At 40.9% G+C, this 23370-nt stretch carries 24 protein-coding genes and 1 riboswitch; of the genes, 4 read left to right on the forward strand and 20 right to left on the reverse strand.

The annotated features are described in order from the left end of the window. Positions 1–50: 50 nt before the first annotated feature. Complete coding sequence (locus FQ087_RS17285) at positions 51–557, reverse strand: hypothetical protein (RefSeq protein WP_149581832.1); 507 nt, start codon at positions 555–557, stop codon at positions 51–53. A 116-nt stretch (positions 558–673) separates the two neighbouring features. Between FQ087_RS17285 and FQ087_RS17290 the strand changes: the two genes are divergently transcribed. Beyond that, positions 674–979 carry an MGMT family protein gene (locus tag FQ087_RS17290; RefSeq protein WP_149581833.1) on the forward strand — a complete coding sequence of 102 codons (306 nt, stop codon included), beginning with the start codon at positions 674–676 and terminating at the stop codon, positions 977–979. Positions 980–1031: 52 nt separating this feature from the next. On the opposite strand, the gene FQ087_RS17295 is transcribed toward FQ087_RS17290, so the two are convergent. From FQ087_RS17295 to FQ087_RS17335, 9 genes are all read right to left on the reverse strand, one after another. Then, a complete protein-coding gene (locus FQ087_RS17295; RefSeq protein WP_149581834.1) occupies positions 1032–2375 on the reverse strand; it encodes a TldD/PmbA family protein in 1344 nt (447 codons plus the stop codon). 3 nt (positions 2376–2378) lie between these two features. Beyond that, positions 2379–3767, reverse strand: a complete 1389-nt coding sequence (locus FQ087_RS17300; protein ID WP_149581835.1) for a TldD/PmbA family protein — start codon at positions 3765–3767, stop codon at positions 2379–2381. 530 nt (positions 3768–4297) lie between these two features. After that, a complete protein-coding gene (locus FQ087_RS17305; protein WP_149581836.1) occupies positions 4298–5230 on the reverse strand; it encodes an ABC transporter permease in 933 nt (310 codons plus the stop codon). Further along, complete coding sequence (locus FQ087_RS17310) at positions 5208–6131, reverse strand: ABC transporter ATP-binding protein (RefSeq protein WP_149581837.1); 924 nt, start codon at positions 6129–6131, stop codon at positions 5208–5210. Before FQ087_RS17310 ends, FQ087_RS17305 begins: the two co-directional genes overlap by 23 nt. Before the next feature lies 1 nt (position 6132). After that, positions 6133–6831 (reverse strand): ABC transporter ATP-binding protein, encoded by a 699-nt coding sequence (locus FQ087_RS17315; RefSeq protein WP_149581838.1) that lies wholly within the window; start codon positions 6829–6831, stop codon positions 6133–6135. Further along, positions 6824–7192 carry a GntR family transcriptional regulator gene (locus FQ087_RS17320; RefSeq protein WP_149581839.1) on the reverse strand — a complete coding sequence of 123 codons (369 nt, stop codon included), beginning with the start codon at positions 7190–7192 and terminating at the stop codon, positions 6824–6826. The genes FQ087_RS17315 and FQ087_RS17320 overlap by 8 nt, the downstream gene beginning before the upstream one ends. A 2-nt stretch (positions 7193–7194) precedes the next feature. Next, positions 7195–7965 carry a hypothetical protein gene (locus FQ087_RS17325; RefSeq protein ID WP_149581840.1) on the reverse strand — a complete coding sequence of 257 codons (771 nt, stop codon included), beginning with the start codon at positions 7963–7965 and terminating at the stop codon, positions 7195–7197. A gap of 5 nt (positions 7966–7970) precedes the next feature. Next, a complete protein-coding gene (locus FQ087_RS17330; protein ID WP_149581841.1) occupies positions 7971–8753 on the reverse strand; it encodes a hypothetical protein in 783 nt (260 codons plus the stop codon). Between the two features lie 133 nt (positions 8754–8886). Then, on the reverse strand, positions 8887–9621 hold the full coding sequence (locus FQ087_RS17335) for a sulfite exporter TauE/SafE family protein (RefSeq protein ID WP_149581842.1): 735 nt from the start codon (positions 9619–9621) through the stop codon (positions 8887–8889). A gap of 171 nt (positions 9622–9792) precedes the next feature. Here FQ087_RS17335 and FQ087_RS17340 point away from each other — a divergent pair, with 171 nt between their 5' ends. The 3 genes from FQ087_RS17340 to FQ087_RS17350 all read left to right on the forward strand — a co-directional run bounded on the left by FQ087_RS17340 (position 9793) and on the right by FQ087_RS17350 (position 13750). Further along, complete coding sequence (locus FQ087_RS17340) at positions 9793–10161, forward strand: VOC family protein (RefSeq protein ID WP_149581843.1); 369 nt, start codon at positions 9793–9795, stop codon at positions 10159–10161. Positions 10162–10174: 13 nt separating this feature from the next. Beyond that, the gene (locus FQ087_RS17345; RefSeq protein ID WP_149581844.1) at positions 10175–11638 is read left to right on the forward strand and encodes an aminoacyl-histidine dipeptidase; all 1464 of its coding nucleotides are present in this window, start codon (positions 10175–10177) and stop codon (positions 11636–11638) included. Between the two features lie 897 nt (positions 11639–12535). Next, on the forward strand, positions 12536–13750 hold the full coding sequence (locus FQ087_RS17350) for a DUF418 domain-containing protein (protein WP_149581845.1): 1215 nt from the start codon (positions 12536–12538) through the stop codon (positions 13748–13750). Positions 13751–13992: 242 nt separating this feature from the next. Here FQ087_RS17350 and FQ087_RS17355 read toward each other — a convergent pair whose 3' ends face one another. The 10 genes from FQ087_RS17355 to FQ087_RS17400 all read right to left on the reverse strand — a co-directional run bounded on the left by FQ087_RS17355 (position 13993) and on the right by FQ087_RS17400 (position 23313). Then, positions 13993–14445, reverse strand: coding sequence for a GNAT family N-acetyltransferase (locus FQ087_RS17355; protein WP_149581846.1), 453 nt, complete (start codon positions 14443–14445; stop codon positions 13993–13995). 188 nt (positions 14446–14633) lie between these two features. Next, entirely contained in the window at positions 14634–15746 is a 1113-nt protein-coding gene (locus FQ087_RS17360) for a 5-methyltetrahydropteroyltriglutamate--homocysteine S-methyltransferase (protein WP_149581847.1), read from the reverse strand. An 81-nt stretch (positions 15747–15827) separates the two neighbouring features. After that, the gene (locus tag FQ087_RS17365; RefSeq protein WP_149581848.1) at positions 15828–16565 is read right to left on the reverse strand and encodes a cyclase family protein; all 738 of its coding nucleotides are present in this window, start codon (positions 16563–16565) and stop codon (positions 15828–15830) included. 137 nt (positions 16566–16702) lie between these two features. After that, positions 16703–16817: riboswitch (SAM riboswitch) on the reverse strand. 315 nt (positions 16818–17132) lie between these two features. Then, a complete protein-coding gene (locus FQ087_RS17370; protein ID WP_149581849.1) occupies positions 17133–17615 on the reverse strand; it encodes a DUF2798 domain-containing protein in 483 nt (160 codons plus the stop codon). 255 nt (positions 17616–17870) lie between these two features. Then, entirely contained in the window at positions 17871–18347 is a 477-nt protein-coding gene (locus tag FQ087_RS17375; protein WP_149581850.1) for an acyl-CoA thioesterase, read from the reverse strand. Positions 18348–18467: 120 nt separating this feature from the next. After that, positions 18468–19208 carry an ABC transporter ATP-binding protein gene (locus FQ087_RS17380; protein ID WP_149581851.1) on the reverse strand — a complete coding sequence of 247 codons (741 nt, stop codon included), beginning with the start codon at positions 19206–19208 and terminating at the stop codon, positions 18468–18470. A gap of 21 nt (positions 19209–19229) precedes the next feature. Continuing rightward, positions 19230–19979: an ATP-binding cassette domain-containing protein gene (locus tag FQ087_RS17385; protein WP_149581852.1), complete on the reverse strand. Its 750-nt coding sequence runs from the start codon at positions 19977–19979 to the stop codon at positions 19230–19232. After that, entirely contained in the window at positions 19972–20784 is an 813-nt protein-coding gene (locus FQ087_RS17390; protein ID WP_149581853.1) for an ABC transporter permease, read from the reverse strand. The genes FQ087_RS17385 and FQ087_RS17390 overlap by 8 nt, the downstream gene beginning before the upstream one ends. Then, entirely contained in the window at positions 20781–21752 is a 972-nt protein-coding gene (locus FQ087_RS17395) for an ABC transporter permease (protein WP_149581854.1), read from the reverse strand. Before FQ087_RS17395 ends, FQ087_RS17390 begins: the two co-directional genes overlap by 4 nt. Next, positions 21742–23313 (reverse strand): ABC transporter substrate-binding protein, encoded by a 1572-nt coding sequence (locus tag FQ087_RS17400; RefSeq protein ID WP_255452418.1) that lies wholly within the window; start codon positions 23311–23313, stop codon positions 21742–21744. The genes FQ087_RS17395 and FQ087_RS17400 overlap by 11 nt, the downstream gene beginning before the upstream one ends. Between the last annotated feature and the right edge of the window lie 57 nt (positions 23314–23370).

Consider the following 23370-nt stretch of genomic DNA (forward strand, 5'->3'; position numbering starts at 1 on the left):
GCGTCGAAAAATGACGTGGAGCGGTCTTTATTTTAATGATTTAACGTTCTTCACAAATACTTTTCTACCTCTTCCTCTGAAAGCTGTCGCGGAGAATGGTCTCCAAGTTCAATGTATTCTGAACGACCATCTACTTTTACACTAAATACATTACGACTTTTCGTCGGTAACATCCATTCTATTTTCATGTTCATCTTCGTATAAAATTCGTTCATTTCTTTCTGCGCTTCTACTGGAACAGAACTAGTTGGGACAGGTAGGTTCGACTCTATCGTCACTTTTGGTTCGTTTTTGTCGTGTATTTTCTGCAATAAATCAATGACTTCACCGAAGCCAATAATTAGAATCCCATAAACGGCATTTGTCGCGACAATGGTTAGAAAACCGCCGAACCCTATTCCACCCACGCTTTCTATCATACCCATTTCATTTGGAAAAGGTTGAGAAAATGAATTCAGAACAATGAATGCTTGAATAATACCCCAACCGATAACAACCAGTCCGATGACTTTCAAAGCAAAACCGATTAGAGTGCGTCTTACAAATAGCTCCTCCATGCAGCCCAGCACCTCTCTGTTTTCATATTATTCTAACTATTATACAGTAGAAAGAGGGAAATAGTTTTATCTGCATATTTGATATAATGAAAGTAACGCAAGGAGGTTTGTTATTTTTGAATTTATTTACAGAGCGTGTCATCCGAATTATTCAAGGAATTCCTGCCGGTCATGTCATGGCATACGGTCAAGTTGCCGCCGTTGCAGGCAGTCCGCGCGGTGCAAGGCAAGTTGTCCGAACGCTACATTCGATGAGTGAAAAGTACGAATTGCCATGGCACCGGATCATTAACACAAAAGGGGAAGTTTCATTTACAGGTGGAGATCAGCGAGAGCTGCTGGAATCAGAAGGCATTCAATTCAAAAATAACAAAGTCGATTTGACTGTTTATCGCTGGTTCCCTATTGATAGTTACGAATAATACAATTAACAAAATGAGAAGGCGACCCCATTATCTGGATCGCCTTCTTTATTCAATCCACCGTAACAGAAAGCTCTTTCACCAACAGTGAAGGTGAACCATAACCACCAGGCATAAATTCTAAATCAGACCCAGTCTCTTTAATATCTTTCATATAATCAAAAAAGTTACCGGCAATTGTCATCTGTTTGACGGCTGATACAATTTTCCCGTTTTTAATATGGAAGCCGGTTGCCGCGACAGAAAAGTCCCCCGAGATCGTGCTTGCTCCGGAATGAAGACCGGATAAGCCGGTGATCAATACGCCCTCTTCCAAAGAGGCAATCAAGTCTTCCTTGCTCTTTGTACCCGCTGCAATATACATATTCATCGGGGCAACTGTGAGCGTACTTTTATAGGACGACTTATGAGCATGGCCTGTCGTTTCAACACCATCTTTCTTAGCCGTTTTCCGATTATGGAGGAGTGTTTCAAGTGTTCCATTTGAAATGATTATGCGTTTTTCTGACGCTACACCTTCTCCGTCAAAATTGGAACCCGCCATTGCATCTGGATGAAACGGATCGTCAAGCAGCGTGAAAACATTAGCCGCAATCTTTTCTCCAACCTTCCCCTTAAGCAAAGATTGATCTTTTTGCGTATTTTCAGCTGAAAAAATCGGCGTAAACGTAGCAAGCAAGGAAGCCGATGCGTCGTAGCGCATGATGACAGGGTACTTCTTCGTCGGAATCGATTGTTCGCCAAGATTAGAAAGCGCTTCTTCCGCCACTTCTTTTGCAATGGTATCGGCATCGAGTGCACCGAAATCGCGTGTCATCTTAACGTAGGTACCCGTTTTCATTTCTTCACCCTCTTTTACCACAACAGAAATATAAATGACTAATCCATTCATCTTTTCTTTCAATGAAAGACCTTTATTGTTCGCTATAACGCGATCCTCAGAATAGTCTTGTAGCACACAATAATCCAGTGTGATAATGCGGGGGTCATACGCTAGCGTTTTCTTTTCAATTAATTTAATCAGTTCAATCTTTTCAGGAATAGGGACATTTGCAAGCTCTTCGCTATAAAAATCATGCCCCGCATACTTTTCGCTACCCTCAAATATATCTGTACCATCATCCTCGTCTAGTACATCTGCATTTGCTTTTGCACTATCGATCAAAAACCGGATGGACGCCTGCTCAATTTTTTCGGTATAGGCGTACCCCATTTTCCCGTTATAAAGCCCTCGTAAACCGATTCCACCGTTTTCAGATGTCTCATAGCTGTCGATTTCACCCTCAAAAATCATGAGCTGCAATGATTCAGATCTCTGGTAATAGACTTCAGATTCTGTGAAACCTGCGTCCATCGCTTCGGCTAGTAGTTTCTCTTGAAATTCGTTGATCGTCATCGATTACTCCCCCTTCGTCCCACCGACGGTAATTTCACTGATACGAAGCATTGGCTGACCGACGTTAACCGGCAAACTTCCGCTAATTGATCCGCACATTCCAGCCCCGTGTGCCAAGTTATTGCCAACCATATCGACAAGCTGCAACGTATTTGCACCGTTGCCAATCAAGGTTGCTCCACGGACAGGACGGTCAATTTTTCCGTCTTTCACGAGGTACGCTTCCGCAACCGCAAAGTTATAATCACCTGTTGCCGGATTCACTTGACCGCCACCCATATATTTCGCGTAAATACCATGTTCCGTCGATGCAATAATTTCTTCTGGTGTCGATTTACCCGGTGCGATATAAGTATTGGTCATACGGGAAGTAGGATTAAATCGATACGACTGACGGCGTGAAGAACCCGTCGCTTCGGCATTCATACGGCGTGCATTGAATTTATCAATCAGATAGCCTTTTAAAATACCATCTTCAATAAGGATATTCTTCCGTGTCTTTTCACCTTCATCGTCAACATTGAGAGAGCCCCATTCATTCGGAAGTGTACCGTCATCAATATACGTCACGATATCTGGTGCCACTCTCTCTCCGATTCGATTTGCAAAGACGGAGTTGTTTTTTGCGACAGCGGTTGCTTCAAGTCCGTGCCCACAAGCTTCATGGAAAATGACCCCACCGAATTCATTGTCGATAATGACTGGGAATTTCCCACTTGGACATTCATCCGCTTCGAGCATCGTCACTGCAATGCGTGCAGCCTCGCCTGCATAATGATTCAGATCTAGGTTTTCGATGAATTCAAAACCTGCATGTGCACCCGGTCCATAGAAACCAGTTTGCATTTCAATGCCATCGGAAGCTGTAGCCTGAATGGAGAGCCTGCTATAGACACGCGTGTCTTCAACAAATTTCCCTTCAGAATTCGCAATAAGTACATTCTGCTCTTCATCGATATAGCGCAGTCCGACTTGTTTGATGCGCTCATCATAATTTTTCGCTATGTCATTGGCTTTTCTCATAACAGCCACTTTCCGTGCATGTTCCACCGTTCGCGGCATTTGTGCGATTGTATGGATGGGTTGAATAATTTCTTTTTGAATGGGATGTATGGTGCCATTGCCTCCACCTTTGATCGCGAGTGCTGCCCGTTTTGCCGCATTAATTAACCCTGCTTCTGAGAAATCCGTCGTATAGGTATAAATGCATTGTAGCCCTGAAAAAATGCGGATACCTATCCCGAAATCACGACCAGATATACTTTTCTCGATTTTCCCACTTTGCAATTCCATTGTGTTTACATACTTATCTTCAATAAACACTTCTGAAAAATCTCCGCCTGTCGAGAGTGCAGCTTCTAGTACATTTTCGATAATTGAGTGTTTAATCATATTACCATTCCCCTTTCACCCTCTAATTATAGCGGAGATTTTATAGGAAAACAGTTATTTTATTGATAATTTAGTATTTTCACATTAAACAATTCGTTATTTGATATCTTCGTCACAAGATTGATGTGTAGCCGCCTTTTAAGGGAAATGTCACTCTGAGATTATTTATGATCGATGTATAGATGGATATGATTGGTTGGAAAGTGGATATGATTGATTTGAAAAATATTTGATTGGTCCGGTAACCGATATGATCGGTCTAACGAGTTATATAATCGCTTGCCACAGCAAATCCGCCACAATTAACACCACTACGCCTCGGATAACATTGCCTGTCAATCTAGGTGGTGATATAATGGAAACAGGATTTATCGTCTAAAAGGAGTGATAGTCAATGTGGTTCATATACATCATGTTCGCACTGTTTGCATTCGTACTCGTTGGTAATATCGCAGGTCTAGTTCGTACATTCAGCAGTCATAAATAATTACATGAAAAAGCCCTCCATAATCGGAGGGCTTTTTTGCACGTTATGCGGTTATATCACGTTTAATAAATGTTGTATAACTAATCGTAAGGAACACAATTACATAAGCCATCAGCACTGCGATCGAGAACAGCATCGTATTGCTCTCTAATACTTTGTAGCCTAGCTCATATTGCGTCAAATCATGTGCAAAGAGAACGAACTTCGCAACCGCATATCGCTCAAGGAACATCACAATCATTGATCCCGAGAAAAACAAGAACAGCGAGACCCCAATTGCCAGTGCCGATGACCTGAACACGGAGCCAATCATGAAGGCCAATGTCGCCATAACACATACATAAACAAATGCGAGAAGCACTAAATAGGCAGATTCACCGAAAACGGCCGTAACGGCAACTTCCGAGTTGTAAAATGCAATAGAACTTCCTTCCGCAGCAGGGTAAAAAATAAACGCACCCACCACACTAGAAACATACGTAACGACTGTAAGCAACAATCCAAATAGTAAAACGGTCAAATATTTAGACGTGAGGATTTTCCATCGTTTTACTGGACGGGATAGCAACATCTTAATCGTCCCTTGCGAAAATTCCGAAGCTACAATTCCAGCTGAAGCAATAATCATAAGAAGCGTCACAAGCGACATCATACCGAATGAATCTAAAATTATTTTCTCACGGCTAATCGGTTTGCTCATCTCAATACTATCAACAATGTTTTGCTCAATCTCTTGCTGCCTAGTAATTAATTCACTTTTTTCAACTTCTGTTAAATCGGTTGCATTAAGTTCCTGCTCTACCTGTGCGAGTTCTACCCGCAAATCCGCTGTCCAGGCTTCAGAATTATTTAATCCTTCTGTGAGCTTCCCAAGCCCGGATACGCCAACAATCATAACGACTAGGAGAATGACCATAATCCAAGTCCCTTTTTTACTCCACAACTTCATCCATTCATTTTGTATGAGCTTCAGCAATCTGCCCACCCCCTGTCATTTCTAAGAACTCATCTTCAAGCGTTTTACGATATGGCTGAATAGCAAACAACTGCTGTTCTTTTGCACTAAAAAGGTTAATAATTGCTGGAATCTGCTCTTTTTCTGCGTTAATAATAAACCCGTCTTTATGTGATTCGACAGCAAATCCTTGTTCTTTAAGGAGACTCTCCGCTGCATCTAGCGGAAGTGCTTCAATATAATAATGGGACTGTTGTATCTCTGACATTTCACGGATGTCAATCAACTTGCCGTTTTGAATGACAGCAATCCGGTCACACATAAGCTCAATTTCCGATAGCATATGGCTCGAAACAAAAACAGAAACGCCTTCTTTTTCCGCAATATCTCGTAAATGCATACGGAACTCTCGAATTCCTGCAGGATCTAACCCATTCGTCGGCTCATCGAGAATAAGAAATTTTGGACGATGAAGAAGCGCTTGTGCAAGACCTAGTCGCTGCCGCATTCCGAGCGAATACGTCGATACTTTCTCATGAATTCGATTTTGCATACCCACTTGATTGATTACTTCATCAATCCGCTCTTTCGTTACACCTTCGTGCATCCTTGCGAAATGGAGTAAGTTTTTATAACCTGAAATAAATTTATACATCTCCGGATTTTCTACAATGACTCCGACTTTTGAAAGTCCCCCTTCAAAATCTTCCGCAAGCGAAATGCCTTCAATAATAACATCCCCGCTTGTCGGCTCCATCAAGCCCACCATCATCCGAATCGTCGTCGTTTTCCCCGCCCCGTTCGGACCCAGAAATCCGGTGATTTGCCCCGGATACAAAGACAAATTCAAGTTGTCGATAATCTTTTTCTTGCCAATCGTTTTCGATAAATTCTTCAGTTCCACTATCGGTTTCTTTTCCATGTCATCTTCCCTCCCTAAACAATGACACCATCCATGAGGTGGCGTCTTTTCCATACGTATCACGGATTACGTCAACCGCTTCGTGCGCGATTATCCGTCCCCCTCTTAGTACTACGATTTCATCGAGCAATGGTTCCACTTCTTTTAATTCATGTGTCGACAGAAGGACGGTTTGTCGCTCCGGATCCGTGAATTGGATAAGCCCTTTCGCAATATCATCACGCACCATCGGATCGAGGCCGGAGAACGGTTCATCCAGCAAATAATAATCTGCTTCACGCCCGAGAGTCACTGCAATTTTGACACGTCCACGGTTCCCTTTTGACAAATGTTTTATTTTCGAATCAAGCGATAGATTCAGAAACTGTGCAATTTCTTTAGCTTTCTTCAGGTTAAAATCAATGAACTGAGATTCATAAAACTCAATAAGCTGACCTACCGTAAAATACGGATAGAATAAATCTGCATCCGGCATATAAGCTATATTGGTTGCTACTTTACGTGTAATACGACTTCCGCTGAACGTTGCTCTACCCGAATCAGGCGTCACCAATCCTGAAATTAGTTTCAGCAACGTCGTTTTCCCACTCCCATTTTCCCCGACAAGGCCTATGATTTTCCCTTGCGGCAAAGAAAGTGTAAGTTCTTCAAGCGCTTTCCTCCGGCCATACTTTTTCGTTATATTCTTCAGTTCAATCATCTTTCCCACCCCGATTCTGTAGGTGTTGCAGCATTTCAGTAGTCGTAAAACCCAATGCTTCAACACTTTGAATGAATGACCTCACAAGCTGTTCCTTCATTTCATTACGAAGCATAGCGATCTTCAATTCATCTTCAGTTACAAAAGATCCCTGCCCCCTCTTCGTTTCAGTGATTTCCATCTGCTCCAGCTCCTTATAGACGCGTTGCATCGTATTGGCATTCACACCGGCTTCAACCGCATAATCACGAACGGACGGCAATTTCTCCCCTGGATTCAACGTCCCTCGAATAATATCGCCTGTAATCAGGTCAATGAGCTGCTGATAAATTGGTTTGTCTGGAAGAAAATCTATGCCCATCGTTATAACCTCACTTTCTTTTCGAACAGTATTGATCCGACAACTAAATAGAGCACCGTCATCATACCGTAGAGGACGAGACTGCCGATTGTTAAAATCGATCCGCCCGGCACAATATAATTGCTTAACATTAATATATCGACCGTCTTAATAGAGCCATGCATAGGTCCTATTTCCGTTACTAGATGGACCATTTCCATAGACCAGACCAGTTCCCATCCAATAATCCACATGTTGACCAAGGCAATAACCACGACGATTGAGAACCAACCAATTCGGGAACGGAACACTTGGTAAATCGACCAGAAGAAAAAAACGACCGCCATTACATAAATGGCATTCAATAAAATGACGACACCCACACCTAGAAATAATATCAGATCATCCACAACGGGAACCGCCCCATCGCGCGCGTAATTGTAGATACCTGCAATCGTTCCACACAAAAAAAGTGAGCAGCCAATAGTTATGACTATCAATGAAATTTTCGCGAAAACAAGCTGTAATATCGATGCAGGAGAATGAAGCCAAATATCCGGTCGCCCCATTTCCTTTCCAAGACCATCAAAAAGCAATGATATAGCCATAGCCAAGTGAAGCATGAAACAAAGGGCAATTATCGGTTGAATTGAAGCGTAAAAGTCTTCTGGCAATCCATAGACCAGGCGATTTACTCCCAGGTACTGAATCGCGCTAGTGATTAAAACAAAGATGATCAATCTCCATTTCATCAATGCCCATTCCTTCCTCAATAACCCCTTCCAGACTTCCATATAATTCACAACCTCACTTTCTTCTCAAAAAGGATGGCTGCCACAATGAACATCACGACCGTAAAGAATATATCGAATATAATTTCACCCGTGTAAAAAAATGTCTCGGTATGTTCTAAGTAAATGAACTCCACATTAATTTTCGGATTTTTGAGTTTCAGTAAATCAATAGGGCCAATTAAAATCAGTTTTTCGTATAGTTCGGTGCGTGCAAGTAGACTGTATAGCCGAGAGGAAACGAAGAACAATATAATCGTAACAACAATTGAAAATCCCCTTAAATATGGTTTCATCAGTCGGTCAATGACCCAGAAGAAAAAGCCAATACTCATAAACGTTATCGAAACCGCAAAAATAATTACGATGAAAATACTTCCAAAGAAAAGCAAATCATTGAATATAAACGTTGTTGTGTTGAATAATGCGAATTGAACCGCAAGAATTGTTGTGGGAATTAACAACCCCACAGCACCAATTAGGATTGCAAAAAATGCTTTCGATCCTACCAATTTAAAAATGGAAGCCGTCGAATGAAACCACACATCCGGACGTTTTATTTCCTTTTCCAACATTATAAATAATGTAATAACCGGTGCTACCACACTTGCACCCGCCCACAAGAAACAGATAACAAGCGCCAACTCAAAAACATGTTCTCCGAATCCTAAAGAGTTAGCTATTAGATGCGGGACAAATGACATAACAATAATCCCAAGTAACGCACTAACAAGTAACGGCCACTTCATCATCACCCATTCTTTTTTCAATAAACCATTCCACTGCTTCATCAGCGTACCTCCTTTACGTATTCGTGTATTAGTTACATAGTATACTATGCACGAAGAAGTTGTAAAGGGATTTGTTAGGATAAATTTATCCATTCAAAAACACCTCTTCCTTTTGTAGGAATGAGGCGTTTATTCAAATAAAGCTATTAATAATTAGCTGGATAATCAATGCAATCGTCACAATTCTTAATACTATTTTAACGTGACGTGGATTCAGCCTCTCTGCAAGCCGCACACCAATTTGTGCGCCAGACAATGAACCTGCCATAAGTGCGAAGGCAATTGGCCACATAACTTTACCCATGGAGATATAACTGATTGCTGCTCCAAATCCACTTGAGAATGTTGCGAGCCGACTAAAACCGATTGCCCGGATGTACGCAATGCGCAAGTGACCAAATAAATACAAAAGTAGTGTGCCTTGCCCCGGTCCGAACATCCCATCATACACTCCAATACCAAGTAAACCCGGAACCGCCACTTTTGTAGGCCTTAAATTTTCTTCTCCCGAGAAGTCTACTTTTGAAAGGAATGATGTAAGTAATGCAAAGATAAGAAGGATGACTGCAACCATGTACAATGTACTTTCCGTTAAGCGTGTGGCGATGAAACCACCTGTAAATCCACCCATAAGGGATAGTGGGATAATCCAAAATGACTCCCTAAATGTAACCTGCTTTTTCAGAAGGACTGTCATGAACGTTGAAAACGAACTGACCGTTGTTGAAATCTTACCGGCTCCGAGGACTGAGTGAATTGGGATGCCCATTAGCAACATTGCTGGCATCGTAATTAGGCCGCCCCCGCCCGCAAGTGTTCCAAGCGTCATCGCCGCCATGCCAATGAAATATATAAGTATGTAATCCATTCCGCACACCTCCTTCATCATAGTATACGATTATTTAGTCTATTAGGAAATTCAATTATTTTCAGTTAAGTTGATAAGTTTTGCTTATGTCGAATTGTTGGAAAAGGGTATTAGCGCGGCCATTGAATGAGGATTATACTGGAGGTATAACGTTCAAAGGAGTGTTGGGCAATGAGCAAGTTTCTAACAGGCATTGATCATATCCAAATTGCGGCACCACCCGGGTCCGAAGATGCAGCTCGGAAATTTTACGGTGAATTACTCGGTATGGAGGAAATTCCGAAGCCAGAAAACTTGCAAGGACGCGGTGGTTGCTGGTTCCTTTGTGGCTCACAAGAGGTCCATATTGGTATACAAAACGACTTCGCTCCAGCTAAAAAAGCCCATCCCGGATTTACAGTAAATGCACTTGAACAATTGAAATCACGCTTGCAAGAAGCCGATTATATAATTAGCGACGAGCTGCCTATCGCAGGACGCTCTCGCTTTTTCACGCATGATCCGTTTGGTAACCGGGTCGAGTTTTTGGAGTTTGAATGAAAGGATGAATCCTATGTACAATAATTTACAAGAGTTAACGCAGCATATCGTATTTCAATACTTCGCAGAAATATCGGCTATCCCAAGAGGCTCCGGCAACGAGCAGGCCATCAGTGATTATTTGGTGCGCTTCGCACAGGAACGAGACCTGGAAGTCATCCAGGATACTGCATTAAACGTCATCATCAAAAAGGCTGCGACAGTTGGCTATGAAAGCGCCCCAATTATCATTATTCAAGGTCATATGGATATGGTTTGCGAAAAGAATAAAGGTACGGTCCATGACTTTGACAAGGACCCTCTTCAACTACGAATTGTCGGAGACATGCTATATGCCACAGATACAACATTAGGCGCGGATAACGGCATTGCTGTTGCTTATGCATTAGCGTTATTAGATTCAACAGATATTCCGCATCCTGCTCTCGAAGTCGTCATTACGACTGAAGAAGAAACGACGATGAACGGCGCGATTGCTGTTGACGCTAGTCACTTTACAGGTAAAATCTTCATCAATCTAGATTCTGAAGAAGATGGTAAGTTGCTCGTCAGCAGTGCGGGAGGCGTACATGTTACGCAAGTATTACCGATTGTATGGACAAATGCCTCGCATGAACAAGTTGCATATCACCTTCAAATAAAAGGGTTAAAAGGTGGTCACTCGGGCATCTCGATTGATAAGGGCAGAGCAAATTCCACTAAATTATTGGGAAGACTATTACATGATTTATCCACAGAAATTCCTTACTCTATTCAACAGATTACAGGTGGATTAAAATCAAATGCGATTCCTCGTGAAGCACAAGCCGTTATTTTCATCTCACAAAATGATGTCAACAAGGTCAACGAAAAAATTGCGCAATGGGAACTTATTTTCAAAAATGAGCTCCAACTAGCAGATCCGGATGTATCCATTAGCCTTGAACAAAAGGATAGCCACTCGACAGCTGTTTTGTCAGAAGAAACAAAGCACAAGGCCATTACAGCCTTATTGCTCATCCCCCACGGCATCCAAGCGATGAGCATGGGAATCGAAGGGCTCGTAGAAAGCTCGACAAATTTAGGGGTCGTTACAACAACGGATACAACGATACAATTTGAAAATGAAATCAGAAGCTCCATCAAAAGCGCAAAAGCCAATATGGTGACACAGGCCAAATCATTAGCGGACATGGTTGGCTGCGAAGTATTAATTGACGCAGATTATCCAGAGTGGCCCTATAATCCGGAATCACAGGTGAAGAAATTATTTGAAGAGACGTATAGAGAAAAATACGGCAAAGACATCGATGTTATTGCCGTGCATGCCGGTATTGAATGTGGGGTCTTCATGGAAAAGATACCTGGACTCGACGCCGTTTCACTCGGCCCGGATATGTATCATGTGCATACGCCCGACGAACATCTCAGTATCCCTTCCACCATCAATAACTGGGAGTATTTCATTTATACATTAAAAAGAATGAAAGTAGATTGACCTTTTAGGCCACTAGGACCCCAAATTCATTTGGGGTTCTATTTATGTATATTGATCAATTGAAATCTGGCGAAGGCGGGGAAGCAGATTCAACAAAATTCCTCATTTTTAATCTATCATTCAAAAGAAATAACATATCCCCTTGCTACTTGTATAGTTGCGCTTTGGGATTGAATGACTTCTAGTACGATTACCGAGATGTCTAGATGTGTAGGGATGCAACTTTTTCGCATCCCTACACACTTTTTTCGGTAATCGCATGGTTGTCCTTCATCCGTCGCGCTCCACATGCATAAGTACACAGAGTGCTGAAGCTTTTTGGGACGAAAGAATAGCAGGCTATTTATCAGAAGAAAAGCCGCCAAAGATGCAATTTCGGCGGCTGATGCTTTCTCTATGGTTTTTTCTTATTTATTTTAAAGAAGTGTCACTTTCTATAAGGTTTCACATGATTAGATGCATAATCTTTGCTAAAAGTAAGCATGGAACACATTGTACAAGAGTGCCCGAAATTGTATGTCATCTATTCTTTTGTTCCAAAACACCTGCATTTTTAACTTGAATATTGTAGGAACGCAACAGTCAACTATTCACAACAGGATTACTGAAAAAATGTGGCTAGAAGTGACGGAGTCACTTCTAGCCACACTAGGACCCACAGTAAATATGTCATGAATAGTTAACCGAAAGCGGTCCGAAAATGGTCCAGTGAAAATGGAGGTTACCAAGCGCTTCCCGTCAGTATTTTGGCTTTCTCCATTTATATTCCCTCTATATTTAAGATTCTGTTAAGGTACTTTCCACTTCCATATAGATTTCTGCTATCATACTAACGAAGGTAAGGGCTTTTCTACAGGCTACCAACGCTTCCATATAGAAATACTGGGGGAATGAAAATTGAAACAACAACGAGTTCTCTTAATTGATGGGTTGCGAGGATTGAGCTTATTTGGGATTTTACTAGCGAACTTGCTTATTTTTCAATATGGGATTTTTGGAAAAGATTCAATTTCAGTCTTTTCATTGTCTCCGATAGATACAGGGGCTTATCAATTTATGAAGATTTTTATTGAAGGGAGCTTCATGCCGATTTTCACATTTCTTTTCGGCTATTCCATGATTAAAATGGCGGAAGGAATAGAGAGAAAAGGTGCAAAAGTGAAGCGCCACTTCGTTAGACGTTTCGTGTTACTAGCAGCGGTTGGTCTCCTGCACAGCATTTTCCTTTGGGAAGGGGATATTCTATTTTTCTATGGATTGATGGGCTTCTTTCTTCTGCTGCTTTTGAACCGAAAAAAGAAGACGCTTCTAATTTGGGGGATCGTTCTTTTCATACTCACAGGAGCCCTTTCATACGGAAAAGTGGACGAAGTTGCTGAAGATGTAGAACGAATGGCAACATATATAAGTCAAACAAATGACGTGTACGCGAATGGGGCATATACAGAAATCATGACACATCGAAACAATGAAGACCCCTTGAACATGGACGGGCTAATGGTCGCCTTTGTTCTTTTACTCGCACCACTTACAATGGCACCTCTCTTTTTGTTGGGTATGTATGCGGCTAGAGCAACGGCCTTTTCAAATCCAGTTTCGGAACATAACCGCTACAAAATAGGAATGGCAATCCTTTTACCATTGGGGCTTTTGATGAAAAGTGTAGGTACACTCACACCCGAAAACGACTGGACCTATGTCTTACTCAGTATGGGTGGTCCGTTACTGGCACTAGGCTATATTTGTGCATTTGCTTACGTCTACACCAATTTTTCCGGTTCAAGAATGATGCGTGCTTTCGAAAATGTTGGAAAACTATCGCTGACGAATTATCTTCTCCAAACGGTAATCTGTACATTCATCTTTTATGGCTACGGACTCGGTCAATTTGGGGAACTCGGCGTCTTGAACAGCATTTTACTGGGACTCGTCATTTTCTCTGCTCAATGTCTATTCAGTTATTCGTATCTAAAATATTTCCGTCGTGGACCAATCGAATTTATCCTTCGTATGTGGACAAATTTCTCTTGGAACGGCCGCGTAAAAGCCAAGAATAAGAAATTAAGTTATCCACATGTCGATAACCAACAACCACGTTTAACAGAAAAATAGGTTATCCACAGCTATGATGAAAATAATGACGCCTACATGGATTCCTATACGAGATCAGAGATTGAAAATCTCATTAATACTTTTCAAGAAAAAAATGCTTTAAACATTTTTCTTACGGAAGAGGCTAGATGAAATAACCAGATAATATAATTGCCACGGCTGAATTAAGAACTACTTTATGTAGAACAAATAATTGCGTAATGAAAAGCGTGCTAAATTCAGCACGCTTTTCATTACTTAAGTCACTGCTTTTCTTGTAACTCCCATTTAATCATATTATCCTCTTTCCCAACTTCCTCCATCCCCAGTTTCTTTAATACTTTGATAGAAGCATAATTATCATCTAAACACTCTGCAATGACACGATCTACTCTTTGAGAAGCGAATGCCCAATTTACTATCTCATTAACCGCTTCAGTTGCATAACCTTTCCCCCATTCAGAAGGAATAATACCATAACCAACTTCAACTATTTTATCTGCTTGCGGCCTACCTTTGAAACCAATATCCCCAATAACGGAGTTGCTCTCATTATCTATGACGAACCATGGCCCCCACCCTAAAATAGTTGCATCCTTTTTAAGTTCTTCAATATGAAAATCGATATGTGGGCCAATCTCATATTTATCGATTATGGACGAAAGAAAATCCTCAGTGCAAGGTACAAGTGTTAATCTTTTTGTTTTTATATTCACTTTGACACTCCTTAGCAGTTATTTTATTACCTCAAAAGATTGAAACACCTTAAAATCAATCATAATCATATCCCCTTTAATTGATCACAGGTAAATTTTAACATACATCAACCTGAAGTTTTGTTCTATGATAAAATTAAAAGGGGAATACACATTACTGTGTATTCCCCTTTATTATCAAGTCCTGCTTATCCCCAAACTTCCTTCGCCACATCCACAATGAATTTCAATTTCGCCCATTGCTGTTCTTCTGTTAACTTGTTCCCGTGATGCGTTGAAGCGAACCCGCATTGTGGACTTAAGCACAGTTGTTCAAGCGGTACGTATTGTGAAGCTTCTTGAATACGTGCAATAACCGCGTCCTTGTCTTCCACTTCTCCATTTTTCGATGTAACTACACCAAGGACAACTTTTGCGCCACCGTTTGGTACATGATCCAGCGGTTTAAAGTCTCCTGAACGTTCGTCATCATATTCCAAGAAGAAGCCATCTACTTTTTCTTTTGCAAGTAATGTTGGTGCAATCAATGCATAGCTTCCTTCAAACGCCCACGTCGATTGGTAGTTTCCGCGGCATAAATGTGTTGTTACAAATAGATCTTCAGGCTTATCTTCCAGAACACCATTAATAACGCGTAGTGCTAGGTCAATTAGTTTTTCTCTTGAGTAGGCTCCATCGTTGAACGGGATATTCGGTGCAGAAAGCCCCGCAATATAGACATCATCCAACTGCAAGTAGCGTACACCCGCCTTGTAAAATGCATTCAAAGCGTCTTTGTATGCTTGAATAACATCTTTTGCAAATTCTTCAATGTCAGGATAAATTGTTTCATCACGAATTCCGACATTAAAGAGCTGATTCGGACTCGGAATTGTTTGTTTCGCAACGGAACGACCGCCAACAATTTCATTAAACTCAACGAAGTCTTGAATGAATGGATGATTAGGATTAAATGAAATCTTACCTGTGTTTCGAACGTTATAACGTTCCGTTTCAATGCCGTCAAATACATAGCCAGTCTCCGGCACAAATCCTTCAATTCCATTCAGATGCTCCAAGAAGTCCAAATGCCACCACGTACGTCTAAATTCACCGTCTGTTACAAGTTCCAAGCCAACTTCAATTTGCTTATCAACAACCCGTTTAATTTCCTGCGTTTCCACTTCACGTAATTGTTGTGCAGTTACTGTGCCTTCTTTGAAGTCTTTGCGCACTTTATGCAAGTTATCTGGTCGTAGTAAACTTCCAACGTGATCTGCTCGGAATGGTGCTTTCGTTAGTGTTGTCGATTGATTTGTCATGGTATATTCCCTCTTTCTATTTTTGGAGTAGATTACGATTTTATTAGGACAAAAATGCAAATGAGCAGAACCTCTTTTTTCTTATGGCAGTATCGCGAATGAGCGTACTGGGAATCCAGATGCTTTTTCCGGCTTTGGAACAATGTTAAAAATGACTGCGCCTTTTGGTGGCACTTTATCTAAATTCGTTAATAGCTCAATTTGATAGGTATCTTGTTCAAGGACGTAATATTCCCCCAGCAGAGCTTGATTCTTCTGAAAATCGATGGCTGAATCCGTATCGAATGTTTCATGACCGACTGCTTTCACTTTTCTTTCATCGAATAAAAACTGTAAAGCAGCAAGGCCCCAACCCGGTATGCGGTTATTCCCATCAGCATCTTTATTGCAAAACGCCTCGTTATCCGGCCAGCGTTTGCTCCAATCTGTACGTAGTGCCACAAATGTACTTGCCTCAATTTGCCCGTGCTGAGCTTCAAACTTCAGAATATCTTCAACAGTTAATGTGAAATCATGATTGTCCTCGGATTCTTTCGATTTATCGATGACCACAAGCGGTAATACCAATTCCTTTAAACTGAGTTCATCCAAGTATCTTGTATCACGAACGAAGTGGATTGGTGCATCAATATGTGTGCCATATTGTCCCGCAAATTTAAAACTCTGTGCAAAAAATCCATCATCATGATTAAATAATGTCGTAAACTCCGCTGCATCAAATGCTGAAAAGTGGGGTGAGTTGGGTCCAAAGGTATGTGTTAAATCGACCCACTCTTTCTTTTTTAACAAAGCAATTGCATCGATTAATTCATTAGAAATAATAATTCTCCTCTCATCTTTTGTAGGTAACTTTAGTTTCCAGAAATAACAAAAGCGAAGGGCGATCTTAGTCTAAACGAAAGAAAAAACCTCTTCTATATTTCAAGAAGAGGTTTTGGCATAATCGCTTTTTGCTCTTCTTATCTCCAAGCCCTAAGCATTACACTTAAGCTTCTGGAATTAGCACAGTACTTTTAAAAGTCTGTTGCTGAGGTATCATCGGGCCAGTCCCTACACCTCTCTGGATAAGAAAGTTACGTATTTAATTGTTAAATAGTACAATACACGGATTATAATAGATTGTCAACACAGAAAATAGATACTATTTAGACTATACATACTTATACTAACTAAAACACCTGATAAACAAAAACGTCCGTAAACATATACGGACTTTTCACGATTACTTCTTTTCTTTTTATGCTCCATCGAATTTCCCCCTTACTAAAAACAGAATATAGACCATCACTCTCCCCATTTGAATGATACTTTACTAAAGGGGAAAGACATTTTGAAAGCTCTATCCAACTAAAACAAGCAAGCTACTAAAAAGTAGCTTGCTTGTTTTCACGCGTTTAATTCAGGTTTTTGTGTCGACGGTTTAATGTATTTAGCTAATAGCCTACGTGAGATTGGTCCAACAATTAATAACTGCGATGGAAACGCTACTATAAGGTTTAGACCAACTATTTTAAGGTAAGCTGTGAAAATTGAACCTTCAATTCCTGTCATTAACGTCGTCAAAATAAGTCCGTATACTGACATAATAAGAACCATTATAGGGACCATACATAAAGACATCGCCACAATAAAGTTGATATCTTTCGATTTATCATAAGGCAGTGATAATGCAAATTTACGCCCTAAAGGTTCAACGAACGACTCTGCAATAAAAGCGACGATAAATGTTATAACAAATTGAATCACTGCACTCCCTACTGTAAACGATGAAAATCCGTGTAAAGCTGTGTTGTAAAATGACATAATAAGAACCATTCCAAAACACATAAACAGCCCGAAAATAATGCCTTCTTTTTTATTACTAGGCAAATAAAACCAACCTTTCTTTTAGAAGATGAATGTAATTATATATGCCAATATTTTTTTACATAAGTGACGTTTCTGTGAATCTTTTTAACAATGACAAAAATAATTATTAATCTTTGAAAGAGCTTTATATCCAGGTATTTAAAAGAGCCCAATTCTTATGCGAATTTGGGCTCTTTTGGTGTGTTTAATTTCGAAGAACTGAACGGATTACTTTAAACCAAATTTCACCTTTTAAACGATTAACACAGTCAACGATTAGTGTTTCATCTCACTCCGCAATTTCCGATGCTCGCGACGTGCAGGTGCCGTTTCGAATAGACTCTTTTCAACTTCCGTTTCCGGGAATATCCCCGCTACAGGAATTGGTTTATTGTTCTCATCCATAGCCACCATTGTAAGGAAAGATTCAGTCGTCAGCTTCGTTACACCTGTCAATAAATTCATGGAATGGACGGAAACGAATACTTCCATCGACGTACGGCCGGTGAAACTGACGATGGCTTCGAGTTCCAGTACGTCACCTACACGTGCTGAAGATAAGAAATCGACTGAATCGATAGATGCGGTTACAACTGAATGGTGAGAATGTTTCATCGCTGTAATTGCAGCGATTTCATCTATGTATGATAGAACATGCCCACCAAAAATTGTTTGTAAATGATTCGTGTCTGGTGGTAATACAAGTTTGGTTTGAATAGTACGCGAATGGCTCATTGGTCGTTTTTCTGTCATCTGTTATTCCCCATTTCCTTGAGTAGCTTACTTTTTAGTATACCCGTTTTCCTGAAGATTGACTGAAGTTAACTATAATCCTTAAGAAAAGTGTGGATTGCTAAAAAACGGTATCATACGCTATCCTTGTTGCCTTTCCGTAAGCAACGATCCGAATAACTTTTTAGAATAAAGATGGGAAAATTTGAACGCGCCTTCCTCCTTAACACTTTCATCGACAATCTCTCCATCTTTCATAACATAAATTCGGTCGCACATATATTCGACTACTTGTAAGTCATGGGAAATCAATAGAATAGCCATACCGGTCTCCCGATTCAACTCAATGAGTAAGTCAATAATTTCTCTCTGTACTAAACGGTCTAAACTAGAGACGATTTCGTCGCATATTAATAATTCCGGATTAACAAGAATGGACCGTAGTAGATTGACACGTTGCCTTTCGCCGCCACTCAATTCAGATGGCCGTCGCTTCAAATGTGCTTCTGTCAATTTTACTTTTCCAAGCATATGACGAATATGCGTATCCATGTCGACTATTTTATGCCGCAGGGGCTCCATCAGAATTTCCCTGACAGTCCAAGATGGATTAAGTGCAGCCGACGCATTTTGGAAAATCAGCTGGCATCCTTCATAAAACCTCTTTTTCGAACGACTCGTGACAGGTATTCCCTGGAATGAAACGATACCAGCATCCGGGACTTCAAGGTGCATAATGAGCCGTGATAATGTGCTTTTCCCACTGCCACTTTCCCCAACAAGGCCTACGATTTCACTTTCACCAATAGCCATTTCAATTCCACTAAGAACTTTCTTCCCTTTACGATAACTCTTCGATACATTTTCCACAGTTAATAGCATTCTCTTCTCGCCCTTCCCGACTTAAAACCGACTCTCCAACAGCCGTTTTGTATAAGGGTGTTCTGGCCGTTTAAATCGTTCCTCAACAATTCCTGTCTCGACTACTTTTCCCTCAAACATGACAACCATTTCATGTGCCGCCTCAGCTACTATATCCAAGTCGTGCGTGATTAACAAAATCGTTGTCCCCTGCTCTTCATTCAAAGATTTTAGTAAGTCCATAAACTCCTTCTGCAACATCCTATCTAGTGCTGATGTAGGTTCATCGGCAATCAAGAGATCTGGTTCTACATATAAAGCACACGCAATCATACAACGTTGCAACATCCCTCCAGAAAGCTCAAATGGATATTGATGAAAAATGTCTACAGAAAGGCCGAGATTATCCAAAATACGGGTCATCTTCAAAGTGAACTGTTTAAGCGAGTCCCCTTTTCGTACGCCTGAAAATGAATAAAGTTGGCGGTCCATTTTTACAGAAGGATTAAAACTATTTGCTGCATCTTGAAAAATTGTAAAGATAGATGACTTCCTAATTTTCATCATTTCCCGTGTTGAACGACCAATTAAGTTCATTCCATTGAACGACGCTTGTCCAGTCGCGGTCATACCTGGCGGCAAAATACCGAGCAATGCTGCGACAGTCATACTTTTCCCACTGCCACTTCCACCAATAATCGATGTGATTTTTCCACGTGGAATCGAAAACGAGCTGTCTTCCACAATGTACTTTTCATCGATAAAAATCGATAACTGGTCCACTTTAAGCATTCGAACGCCTCCGTTTCGGATCTTTCAATGCTTCACCTATGAAGTTAACGGATAAAATCGTAATAAAGATCATGATTCCTGGAAATAATCCTATCCACCATGCTCCAATTAATATATCGTTTTGTGCGTAGAACAACATATTTCCCCACGACGGAATTGCAGGCGGAACGCCGATACCTAGAAAACTGAGCGACACCTCAATAAATATTGCTCCTGCAAAGTTAAACAGCGTTACAACAAAAATAGCAGGCACGCTATTACGAAGCATATGGCTAAAAATGATTTTCCATACGGGTGTGCCAAACATGGTAGCCATTTTTACAAATTCAGCTTCTTTCAGTCTTATGAATTCCGATCGAACGATGCGAGCCGTGACCAGCCACCCGGTAATTCCAATAATGAGCGCCATACTCCACATGCCACCTTGCATAAATGCTTGAAACGCCAATAGTAGAATAAGTGATGGAATCGTGATAAGCGCTTCAAGAAAACTCATCATTATCTTATCGACATAACCGCCAACAAAACCACTAATTCCACCATAAAGTACGCCGATAGCTAGAGATAGGACTACGGAAACACTCGCAACAGTGAGCGTTACTTTACCACCCTCTAACAATCGAGAAAACACATCGCGTCCGAGATGATCCGTCCCAAGCAGATGGCCATCTCCCGGTGGTGCATAGACTTTATCCATATTCATTTCATTTGCTGGATATGTTGAAAAGAGACCTGCGAAAGTCGTCATAATGACGATCAAACCAAGGATCATACACCAGAAAATCAATACTTTTCGAGACCTCATCTACTGTATGCCCCTTTCCGTAACTTGGGATCCATCGCATACATGATAAAGTCGATGATGAATAAACTCAAGACGACTAGTAACCCGATGACAAGTATACCGCCCATAACCACCGGAAAGTCTTTCACCATGACCGCCTTTACAATTAGCTGTCCGAGCCCTGACCATGCAAATAGTGATTCAACGATTATTGAACCACCAAAGAATGAAGGTAACGTCATCCCGATGTAATTCAAATACGGAACAGATGAATTGTGCAAAATTCCTTTTCTGATTTCACGTTCTACTACTCCATTTGCTCTTGCGACCATGACATAGTATTTACTGCTTTCTGCCTTTATACTTTCTTGAAGGAAGCGAGCGTAGATGCCTGTATGCGTCAGAATAATGACAGCAGCGGGCATTATAAGATGGCGCAGTTTGTCTAGTAGACCCCCATCACCTCCGACCTCCCCCGAACCCGAGGATGGGAGGATTCCGAGTTTAACTGAAAAAAAGAAGATAAGTAAAATTCCGAGCCAAAATGACGGGATGGAGGAAGACGCAATGCTAATTGCTGATAATCCTTTGTCCCACCATGAACCGGCTTTCATACCTGCGATGGTTCCAAGCAAAAGAGATCCGATAATAATGAAAAAAATTGTCACACCAAAGAGTAACAACGTATTTGGCAACCGTTCCAAAACAATCACAGTCACGGGACGGCCTTCCTTAGACGAATAACCTAAATTCCCTTTTACTATTTCCTTCAGCCATGAACCGTATTGCTCAATTACCGGTCGGTCAAGCGAAAAAGCACTACTGATCCGTTCTTTCTCGGCCGTACTCAACGTTTGTGCATTGCCTCCATAGAATGCCGTTGCCGGATCACCTGGAGCCATATGCATGATGAAAAAAGAGAGGAAGCTAATGACGATGAGGACAATTGTCCCCATCATCATCCGCTTCCCGATCCATTTAACGTTCATTCCACTTCCACTCCTCGACGTTCCAAAGAAAACCTGATCCATGATGGCCGAGTATTCTCTCTTTTACACCACCCAGGTTTTTATTAATGCCATAAATCGCATTCGCATAGGCAATAAAATCAAATGGTGGATCTAATGCTAGCTCTGTTTGGAACTCCTTATAAACCGCTTTTCGTTCCTCTGTATCTGTCAACAAACGGCCTTTCTCAAGCAAAGCATCTACTTTTGCATTTGAGTAATTGCCGTAGTTGTATCCTGAACTTATTTTACTCGACTGATCTGTGTGGAACAGAATATGCGTGTGATGATCCGCATCGTACGGGCTTCCCCATGCAATAACGAACGCATCTGTATCTTCAATGGTGATTGCGCTCCAGTCCAGTGCAGCTACTTTTACATCAGCTCCGATTGCTTTAAATCCTTCAGCTGTATAATTGGCTATATTCACACGGACTGTATCCGTTACAGGAACTGTAATCGTAAATGACAATTTTTCACCGTCTTTATAACGGAAGCCATCTTTTTCTTCTTTCCAGCCCGCTTCATCCAGAAGTGTTTCCGCTTTCTCAACATTGTACGTATATTTCTCTACTTCAGCGTTGTTGAATGCATGTTTTTGAAGCGGCGAATAGGCTTCAGTTCCATACCCTTTTAAGATACCTTTGACGATTGCCGTGCGATCCGTCGCGTAACTGAATGCACGCCTTACATTGACATCTTTCCATAACTCTTTGTTCATATTATAGAGAATACCGCGATAATCCGCAGATTCTATATCATGTATTTCGATATTTTGTTCATCTTTCAAACTAATTGCCTGTACCGGATCTAGTAGCGCAATATCTACTTCACCTGATTTTAATTGTAGCGCCCGCACATTGCTATCCGGGATGAATTTAAAAATCACTTTTTCAATAGATGGTTTCGTCCCATGAAAATCGTTGTACGCTTTTAACGTCAAACTGTTTCCACGATCCCATTTATCAAACATATACGGGCCCGCACCAATGGGATGGCTGTTGAATTTAGCCGTTCGCATTTCGACATTTTCAAATGCATGCTTCGGAAGTATTGGTACTGTCAATTTATCAAGTATCTGTATAAACGGGTGTTTTAACGTCAATTCAAATGTAAACTTATCCACTTCTTTCAAAGAATCCACTTCGGCGAAGTCTGCTTTTAAAAACGAAGCATTAGCATCATCTAAAATGCTTTCAATCGTGAAAATGACGTCTTCAGCCGTTAAAAGCTCTCCATCATGGAACTTGATATCATCTTTTAGATTAAACGTATAAGTCAAATTGTCCTGAGAAACGGTATACGATTCAGCAATGTCAGTAATCGTCTTATTGTTTTCGTCAAATCTCATAAGACCACGGAACAGCAATGCATCAAGATTTGTCTCTTCCAGAATCGGATTTAGCCCTTCAAACTCAGATTCAGATGCGTATACGAGGCGGTTTTCTTTCGGCTTAGCCTCGGCTTCCTCTTTTTTTGAACAACCCGAAACAATTGCTATTAGTATTGAAAAAATAATTAGAAATTTAATCCTTTTACTCAACATAATATCCTCCGTTAACTTATTATTTTAAATTGGTTTTCATTACTTATTATAATC

Source organism: Sporosarcina sp. ANT_H38 (assembly GCF_008369195.1).
Taxonomy (GTDB): Bacteria; Bacillota; Bacilli; order Bacillales_A; family Planococcaceae; genus Sporosarcina.

What these genes read in the sequence shown, in the direction of transcription:
- FQ087_RS17285 (WP_149581832.1), bottom strand. Translation starts at nt 557, where the DNA reads ATGGAGGAGCTATTTGTAAGACGCACTCTAATCGGTTTTGCTTTGAAA.
- FQ087_RS17295 (WP_149581834.1), bottom strand. Translation starts at nt 2,375, where the DNA reads ATGACGATCAACGAATTTCAAGAGAAACTACTAGCCGAAGCGATGGAC.
- FQ087_RS17300 (WP_149581835.1), bottom strand. Translation starts at nt 3,767, where the DNA reads ATGATTAAACACTCAATTATCGAAAATGTACTAGAAGCTGCACTCTCG.
- FQ087_RS17310 (WP_149581837.1), bottom strand. Translation starts at nt 6,131, where the DNA reads ATGGAAAAGAAACCGATAGTGGAACTGAAGAATTTATCGAAAACGATT.
- FQ087_RS17315 (WP_149581838.1), bottom strand. Translation starts at nt 6,831, where the DNA reads ATGATTGAACTGAAGAATATAACGAAAAAGTATGGCCGGAGGAAAGCG.
- FQ087_RS17320 (WP_149581839.1), bottom strand. Translation starts at nt 7,192, where the DNA reads ATGGGCATAGATTTTCTTCCAGACAAACCAATTTATCAGCAGCTCATT.
- FQ087_RS17325 (WP_149581840.1), bottom strand. Translation starts at nt 7,965, where the DNA reads ATGGAAGTCTGGAAGGGGTTATTGAGGAAGGAATGGGCATTGATGAAA.
- FQ087_RS17330 (WP_149581841.1), bottom strand. Translation starts at nt 8,753, where the DNA reads ATGAAGCAGTGGAATGGTTTATTGAAAAAAGAATGGGTGATGATGAAG.
- FQ087_RS17335 (WP_149581842.1), bottom strand. Translation starts at nt 9,621, where the DNA reads ATGGATTACATACTTATATATTTCATTGGCATGGCGGCGATGACGCTT.
- FQ087_RS17340 (WP_149581843.1), top strand. Translation starts at nt 9,793, where the DNA reads ATGAGCAAGTTTCTAACAGGCATTGATCATATCCAAATTGCGGCACCA.
- FQ087_RS17345 (WP_149581844.1), top strand. Translation starts at nt 10,175, where the DNA reads ATGTACAATAATTTACAAGAGTTAACGCAGCATATCGTATTTCAATAC.
- FQ087_RS17360 (WP_149581847.1), bottom strand. Translation starts at nt 15,746, where the DNA reads ATGACAAATCAATCGACAACACTAACGAAAGCACCATTCCGAGCAGAT.
- FQ087_RS17375 (WP_149581850.1), bottom strand. Translation starts at nt 18,347, where the DNA reads ATGACAGAAAAACGACCAATGAGCCATTCGCGTACTATTCAAACCAAA.
- FQ087_RS17380 (WP_149581851.1), bottom strand. Translation starts at nt 19,208, where the DNA reads ATGCTATTAACTGTGGAAAATGTATCGAAGAGTTATCGTAAAGGGAAG.
- FQ087_RS17385 (WP_149581852.1), bottom strand. Translation starts at nt 19,979, where the DNA reads ATGCTTAAAGTGGACCAGTTATCGATTTTTATCGATGAAAAGTACATT.
- FQ087_RS17390 (WP_149581853.1), bottom strand. Translation starts at nt 20,784, where the DNA reads ATGAGGTCTCGAAAAGTATTGATTTTCTGGTGTATGATCCTTGGTTTG.
- FQ087_RS17395 (WP_149581854.1), bottom strand. Translation starts at nt 21,752, where the DNA reads ATGAACGTTAAATGGATCGGGAAGCGGATGATGATGGGGACAATTGTC.